The organism is Bacillus sp. 491mf (assembly GCF_900112415.1).
In the GTDB taxonomy this organism is placed as follows: Bacteria; Bacillota; Bacilli; order Bacillales; family Bacillaceae_G; genus Bacillus_A.
Genome location: NZ_FOLV01000080.1, coordinates 1 through 6,286, shown reverse-complemented (window position 1 = coordinate 6,286; position 6,286 = coordinate 1). Strand labels below are relative to the sequence as shown.

At 38.1% G+C, this 6,286-nt stretch carries 7 protein-coding genes and 1 pseudogene; 5 read left to right on the top strand and 3 right to left on the bottom strand.

Going from position 1 to position 6,286, the window contains the following annotated elements; translation table 11 throughout:
* The 3 genes and pseudogenes from BM211_RS26250 to BM211_RS25525 form a co-directional block, all read left to right on the top strand.
* A pseudogene (locus BM211_RS26250) lies at positions 1 to 80 on the top strand (nucleoside triphosphatase YtkD); the annotation flags it as partial.
* A gap of 478 nt (positions 81 to 558) precedes the next feature.
* Positions 559 to 1,644, top strand: a complete 1,086-nt coding sequence (locus BM211_RS25530; RefSeq protein ID WP_091000191.1) for a hypothetical protein — start codon at positions 559 to 561, stop codon at positions 1,642 to 1,644.
* A gap of 203 nt (positions 1,645 to 1,847) precedes the next feature.
* Positions 1,848 to 2,246: an RDD family protein gene (locus BM211_RS25525; RefSeq protein WP_091000189.1), complete on the top strand. Its 399-nt coding sequence runs from the start codon at positions 1,848 to 1,850 to the stop codon at positions 2,244 to 2,246.
* Positions 2,247 to 2,268: 22 nt separating this feature from the next.
* Here the strand turns inward: BM211_RS25525 and BM211_RS25520 are convergent, their stop codons facing one another.
* Genes BM211_RS25520 through BM211_RS25510 form a run of 3 tightly spaced genes read right to left on the bottom strand, consistent with a single transcriptional unit; the run spans position 2,269 to position 4,869 of the window.
* A complete protein-coding gene (locus tag BM211_RS25520) occupies positions 2,269 to 3,075 on the bottom strand; it encodes an ABC transporter permease (RefSeq protein ID WP_091000188.1) in 807 nt (268 codons plus the stop codon).
* Positions 3,068 to 3,832, bottom strand: a complete 765-nt coding sequence (locus tag BM211_RS25515; RefSeq protein WP_091000186.1) for an ABC transporter ATP-binding protein — start codon at positions 3,830 to 3,832, stop codon at positions 3,068 to 3,070. The genes BM211_RS25520 and BM211_RS25515 overlap by 8 nt, the downstream gene beginning before the upstream one ends.
* A gap of 11 nt (positions 3,833 to 3,843) precedes the next feature.
* Positions 3,844 to 4,869: an ABC transporter substrate-binding protein gene (locus tag BM211_RS25510; RefSeq protein WP_371261910.1), complete on the bottom strand. Its 1,026-nt coding sequence runs from the start codon at positions 4,867 to 4,869 to the stop codon at positions 3,844 to 3,846.
* Between the two features lie 94 nt (positions 4,870 to 4,963).
* On the opposite strand from BM211_RS25510, the gene BM211_RS25505 reads away from it, so the two are divergent.
* Positions 4,964 to 5,254, top strand: coding sequence for a DUF3986 family protein (locus BM211_RS25505; RefSeq protein WP_091000183.1), 291 nt, complete (start codon positions 4,964 to 4,966; stop codon positions 5,252 to 5,254).
* Between the two features lie 281 nt (positions 5,255 to 5,535).
* Positions 5,536 to 5,859 carry a phosphotransferase gene (locus tag BM211_RS25495; protein ID WP_091000179.1) on the top strand — a complete coding sequence of 108 codons (324 nt, stop codon included), beginning with the start codon at positions 5,536 to 5,538 and terminating at the stop codon, positions 5,857 to 5,859.
* Positions 5,860 to 6,286 lie beyond the last annotated feature (427 nt).

Here is a 6,286-nt window from a genome sequence, read left to right as displayed (position 1 = left end):
GCTTCAGTTTCATTATGCGTGATGACGTACTAGCGCGCACAATGCGACATATAGAAGAAATCGGCTGTTTTACAAAGTAGAGCAACCGATTTCTTTTTTATTTTTACGGAAGTAGGTTTGTTAGTACGGGATAAAGTGAAACTTTAATCAGTGGGGGTTTTCTTCATCCCCCACTGATTATCAGCCCTCACCAATCGGGCTTTTACGGGCAGTTTATCTTCCACCTAACTTCTTAAGAAAAGCGGAAACGGCCGGAGATTCTAGCCGCTAGAGCTGGACAATGCTTTCGCTGAATTTTGAGGTGGGAGTATTACTGCCCGTTAATGCGGGATAAACCACTACTATGCAGAACACAACATGCTCGCTACTTTCTCCCTTTGTTTTAAACCTCGCCCGAGGCAGAAACAGGCCCTGCCGCTTCTATGCATGGCTAGACGCTCTCGTCCCCCAAAAAAAGAAAAGTTCTTTATATCTGTTTTTCAACTTGTATATAGTTATTGCATCTCTTACCAAAATTGCTTATGATTTCAATGGAATAATAGAATGCAGGAGGAAGTTATGAGGAAAAACGATATTCATTTTTTATTTTTGCTCATATTTATTTGCTTGATTAGTAGCTGTAGTAAGGCAAAGAATGTGGAAAAAGAAGTATGCAAAACAAAGGAAGAGTGCTTAAAAACTGGGGATGCATTCCTGAGTAAGGTTAATGAGAACATGCAGGGAATCTCTGAATTAGAAAAATATACAGAAGTAGAAGATAAAGAAAAATTAGCGGTGTATGAAGATCAAAGACAAGATGATGAACGTTACTTCTTTTTAGCATCTTATTATATTGATAATAATGAATTAGTAGATCCATATTTTGAAAAGCTAGATAAGAAAAGACTTCAAAAAGTTTTTGCTGATGATAAAGAGGCAAGGGAAGAAATTAGCGCATTTCATAAGGATACGGATTATCACGAAGCATTATGGGAAATGTACAGTGTGTTAATACCAGCAAAATATAGAGAGAATATAAAGGAATTTGACATTGTATCGGATGGATATAATAATATTGTTGCTCATGTGATACAAAATGAAGATCATCCTGAAAACTGGGTATTAAGTTTAGATGCATTAGATTCCGACGTTAATATAAACGAAGTGATGAAAACGTTAATTCATGAAACGACTCACGTGTTAACGTTAAATAAAACGCAAATTCCTGTGGATAAGAAGTATATAAAAGATGTTACAGAAGAAAAGGACATTTCCGCATATGAAGCGAAATGTACGACGCTGTTTTTAACAGAAGGCTGTACAAAGAAAGAGTCGTATGTGAATCAATTTTATGAACAGTTTTGGAAACCACTTGAAGGTGAATGGAAAGAGAAGGAAGTAGAAACTGATGTGGAAGCGCAAGTGCAGTTTTTTAAAGAACATGAAGACAAATTTGTTACTGAATATGCAACAACGAACGTGGCAGAAGATATTGCTGATACATTTACAGCATTCATTTTACAGGATTCTACTAAAGTGAAAGAGTCAAAAGAAGTAAAGTATCAAAAGATCGCTTTCTTCTATCAATTCCCAGAGCTTGTGAAGATGCGAGCGGAAGTGCTAGCAGGATTGCAGCAAATTTCGGAGGAAGTGGAAGAGGCTTAGGATGCAAAAATAGTAATCTTGCAATCCGTAGAATGATGCGTGAAAAAAATGTCGAATTAACTCGAAATTTGTTATAATTTAAATGTAGTTTTAGGATGTGATTGATAGAGGAGATGCGAGCCTCTTTGTTTTAGTAAGAGGAAAGAATCTATAAATACATCCAAAATCTAAAGAAAAATACATAGCTGAATGGAGAAGAAAATATGAATCAAGAGTTAGCAGGGTTTTGGAGAAGGTTTGGAGCCAATATTATCGATGGATTAATATTAGTTCCATTTTTGGTGATTTTTAGGGTGTTTAATGTGTCTGAGGATGCATCAGATGCAGTAGCGAGCCTTTTACACACGCTATACTACTTAATCGTTCCTATTGCATGGGCAGGATTTACAGTAGGTAAGAGAGCGCTAAACGTTCGAATTGTACGTATGGATGGGGAGAACATTACAATTTGGACTACGTTAAAACGTTACCTATTAGGTGGAATGGTATATACATTTACGCTTGGCATTGCTGTTATCGTAAGTGCGTTTATGATTGCGCTGCGAAAAGATAAACGTTCTATTCACGATTTAATTGCGGGAACACAAGTTATTCGTGATTAATAAGAAAGCAACCTACATTGTGTTAGGTTGCTTTTTTCGTGCGCGTAATAAACTTTTCAAATGCTGCGACAAGTACATACATAAGCGTGGCGAGAATACATGTGAGAAGTACGCTCAGCAAGACGAGCGTAAAGTTAAAGACTTGAAAACCGTAGCTAATTAAATAGCCGAGTCCTTCTTTTGAAATGAGCAGTTCACCGAAAATGACCCCAACCCATGAGAGACCGACATTTACTTTTAATGTGGAAATAATCGCTGGGAACGATGCTGGTAAAATCACTTGTTTATAACATTGCCATTTGTTTGCGCCAAAGGTTTGCATAACTTTTATATAATTGGCGTCTACTTCTTGAAAAGCGCTATAAATGACAAGGATTGTAACGATGATGGAAATGATGACACCCATCGCTACAGCTGATGAAATATTTGGCCCAAATATGACGATAATGATGGGGCCAAGCGCTACTTTTGGCATTGCGTTTAAGACGACAAGGTACGGATCGAGTACACGAGCAATGAATGGGCTCCACCATAAAAAGGTGGCGATGCACGTACCGAGAAGTGTACCTAGGATAAAACCGAGACATGTTTCAAGGAGTGTTGTATATATGTGCGGCCAAAGGGAATGATCTTGCCACTTATCAATGAGTAAATGAAAGATGCTAGAAGGCGAGCTAAATAACAATGGGTCAATCCACTCGTTTCGGCTAGCAATTTCCCATAATGCGAAAAAGAGGATGAGCAGGAGCAACTGCAGCGCTCGAACAGCAATTGTCCGCTTTGTTTCACGTTTTTGAAAGCGTTGATGAAATTCTTTTATATTATCCAAGCTGTTCCAACTCCTTCCATATTAACTGGAAGAATGAAGGGAAATCATGGTGCTGACGTGCTTCAAATGGCGTGAGGGAACGAATCGTTTCTGGTACTACAAACACTTTCGCAATGCGACCTGGTTTTGCTTGTAGTAAGTATATGCGGTCGCTCATCGCAATGGACTCTTCAATGTCATGGGTAACGAGAAGTGATGTTTTCTTATATTCTTTTAAAATAGAAAAAACGAGTTCTTCTAATTTTAATTTTGTTTGATAATCAAGAGCAGAGAATGGTTCATCGAGTAATAATATTTTCGGATTTGTGACTAGTGTTCGAACAAGAGCAGCGCGCTGGCGCATTCCGCCTGATAATTCACGCGGGTATTGCTTCTCAACACCTTGCAGGCCAACTTGTTCTAATAACTGCAAGGCATGTTGCTTCGTTTTGGATGTGTATGTTTTTGTAATCTGTAAGCCAACAGAAATGTTATCTTCAATCGTTTTCCACGGAAACAAATAATCTTGCTGGAGCATATAACCGATCGATGATGTTGGTTTGGTGATGCATTCACCATCGAGAAAGACGGTTCCTTCAATCGGCTGTAGTAAACCAGAAATGATGGAAAGTAATGTTGTTTTACCACAGCCGCTTGGACCGAGGAAGGAGATAAATTCTCCTTCTCCGATTGTTAAAGAGATATTCGACAAGACAAGGCTGGCATTTTCTTTTGAGAAAAAACAATGAGATACGTTAGAAAGTTCTAGAAATTTCATTAGACTCGCCTCTATTTCTTAATGACACTTTCAGCGATGGATGTGTTCACTAATTCTTTATGGGGCACTTCTTTCGGTAATTCGCCAGCTTCTTTCATAATGCTTTGCAGTTGTTTCCATTCCGCTTCATCTAACAATGGATTCGTTGCATACGAATGTTGTTGTTTATAGCGATCGATGACTTTTACCATAATATCTTTTGGCGTATCTTTAAAACGTGGTTCAACAGCTTTTGCGATTTCTTCTGGGGCATGTGTATCGACCCATTGCTGCGCTTTATAAATAGCGCGTGCAAATTTCTCCGCGGTTGCCTTATCTTTCTTTAAGAAGCTTTCTTTTGCCATAAAGGTTGTATACGGAACAGTTCCGGATTCAACGCCGAAGGAAGCAACGATATAACCTTTTCCTTCTTTCTCGAAAATGCTAGCAGTTGGTTCAAAGAGCTGCACGAAATCACCCGTACCAGATGCAAAGGAATTTGCGATATTCGCAAATTCGATATTTTGAATTAACTTTGTATCTTTCTGTGGATCAATTCCATGTTTTTTCAGTACATATTCTCCAACCATTTGCGGCATCCCACCTTTACGTTGACCAAGGAAAGTTGTGCCTTTCAGATCATTCCAGTTAAAAGAATCAATTTTTTTGCGAGAAACGAGAAATGTCCCATCTGTTTGTGTTAACTGGGCAAAGTTAATCGCCGGATCTTTTGCTCCTTGCGCATAAACATAAATGGACGTTTCTGAACCAACGAGCGCAATATCGATGCCATTTGATAATAAAGCTGTCATCGTTTTATCGCCGCCAGCAGTTGTTTGCAGGTCAACTTCGAGTCCTTCGTCTTTAAAAAATCCTTTTTCCATCGCGACATATAACGGAGCGTAAAATAATGAATGTGTCACCTCACCAACGCGCACTTTCTGTACCTTTGCACTCTCTTCTTTTTTATTACACGCAACAAATGTAAAGGCAGCGAGAAAAACAATTAACAAACACGCTAGAATTTTTCGCAACGTATGACACCTCCCAAAATACATTTACTTTAATGTATGTAGGTAAAGGCCTATATGTGAGTGAACGTAGGAGGAATTTTTTGAATAGGGAGGAAGTGAAAGGTAAGAGGTGAATGAGATGAATTATGAATATGATGATTGTATGCATGCGCATATTGGCTACTATGAAGATGGTTATGATGTAGAGGCAGTTGCGTATAAAAGAAAAAATGAAAATGTGTGGGATGTCTTTTTTCCGTTTACGTGGTATGGACTTGCTATAGAGACTTGGAAGGAGAATAAATATATAAATGATGGATTGTACATCTTTTCAATATTCGCCCGCGATTTTAGCTGGGAAGAGGGAAGTGCGAAATTTGAAAAATGGCTGTTAGCGCATCAAATATTAGAGAAAATAGAGAAGAAATAAGGAGGATTTCCATGATGGATTTTCTTTTTTTCTTTTTCATATTGACCATCGGTTTCACAGTACTACAATCTCTATTTTATAAATATGCGATGAAAAGCATTCATAAGTACAAGAAAGGAAACTTGTTTTATACGCTGTTAGAGATGCACGTGAAGAAGGGACCAAAATTAGATTTCAGTGATTATTCATTCATTTTTATCGTGTGTGTCCTGTGGAAATTTTGGCTTTTTTCGGCATGAAAATAGAAGTGCCATTTTGTTAAAAAAGAAGAGGGATGTAACATGAATATGAAAGTCAAACAAGCAATGCAATATTTTGGAGGGAAAGAAGAAAGCTGCATGAAACTCTCGAGCGGATTCCAAAATGAATTATACGAATGTACATATGAAGGAGAAAGGCGCATTTTACGAGTGACGCCGCGCTCTCGTAGAAGTATGAAACAAATCCAAAGTGAACTGGATTTTATACGTAGTTTACAAGCGGGCGGCGTAAATGTTTCCTTGCCGGTTGCTTCTTGTTTCGGGAATGGGATTGAACAAATAGATATAGAAGAAGAGTCATTTTATTTAGGCTGTTTCATGAAGTGTGGGATGCTAACAATTTAGAAGAGTGGCAAACGTATACACTACAAGATTTACAGCACCGGATTGAACATGAAATTCCGTATACAAATGTAGACTTTTTGACGTTTGTTTAAGAAATTCTTTTTTGAACCCTGTTTCGTAACAGGGTTCTTTTCGTGCATAAAAAATACAGCAATCGCTACAATAAAGTACATACAAAGATTATGGGGAATAAACGTGAAATCATGATGGTGACCTCCGGGAGTATCGATTAAAAGACAGCTTTTCATCATATTGATTTTATCCATTATTTTATCCCGCTATTCGTGGGCAGTAATACTCTCGCCTCAAAATTCAGTAAAAGCAAAGAAGTTAGGCGGGAGATAAACTGCCCGTAAAAGCCCGATTGGTTCAACTAATAATCAGTGGGGGATGAAGAAAACCCCCACTGATTAAAGTTTCACTTTAT

Bases quoted from the DNA above. Each gene is read 5' to 3' on its own strand.
- BM211_RS25525 (WP_091000189.1), top strand. From the start codon at position 1,848: ATGAATCAAGAGTTAGCAGGGTTTTGGAGAAGGTTTGGAGCCAATATT.
- BM211_RS25515 (WP_091000186.1), bottom strand. From the start codon at position 3,832: ATGAAATTTCTAGAACTTTCTAACGTATCTCATTGTTTTTTCTCAAAA.
- BM211_RS25530 (WP_091000191.1), top strand. From the start codon at position 559: ATGAGGAAAAACGATATTCATTTTTTATTTTTGCTCATATTTATTTGC.
- BM211_RS25495 (WP_091000179.1), top strand. From the start codon at position 5,536: ATGAATATGAAAGTCAAACAAGCAATGCAATATTTTGGAGGGAAAGAA.
- BM211_RS25505 (WP_091000183.1), top strand. From the start codon at position 4,964: ATGAATTATGAATATGATGATTGTATGCATGCGCATATTGGCTACTAT.
- BM211_RS25510 (WP_371261910.1), bottom strand. From the start codon at position 4,869: ATGTATTTTGGGAGGTGTCATACGTTGCGAAAAATTCTAGCGTGTTTG.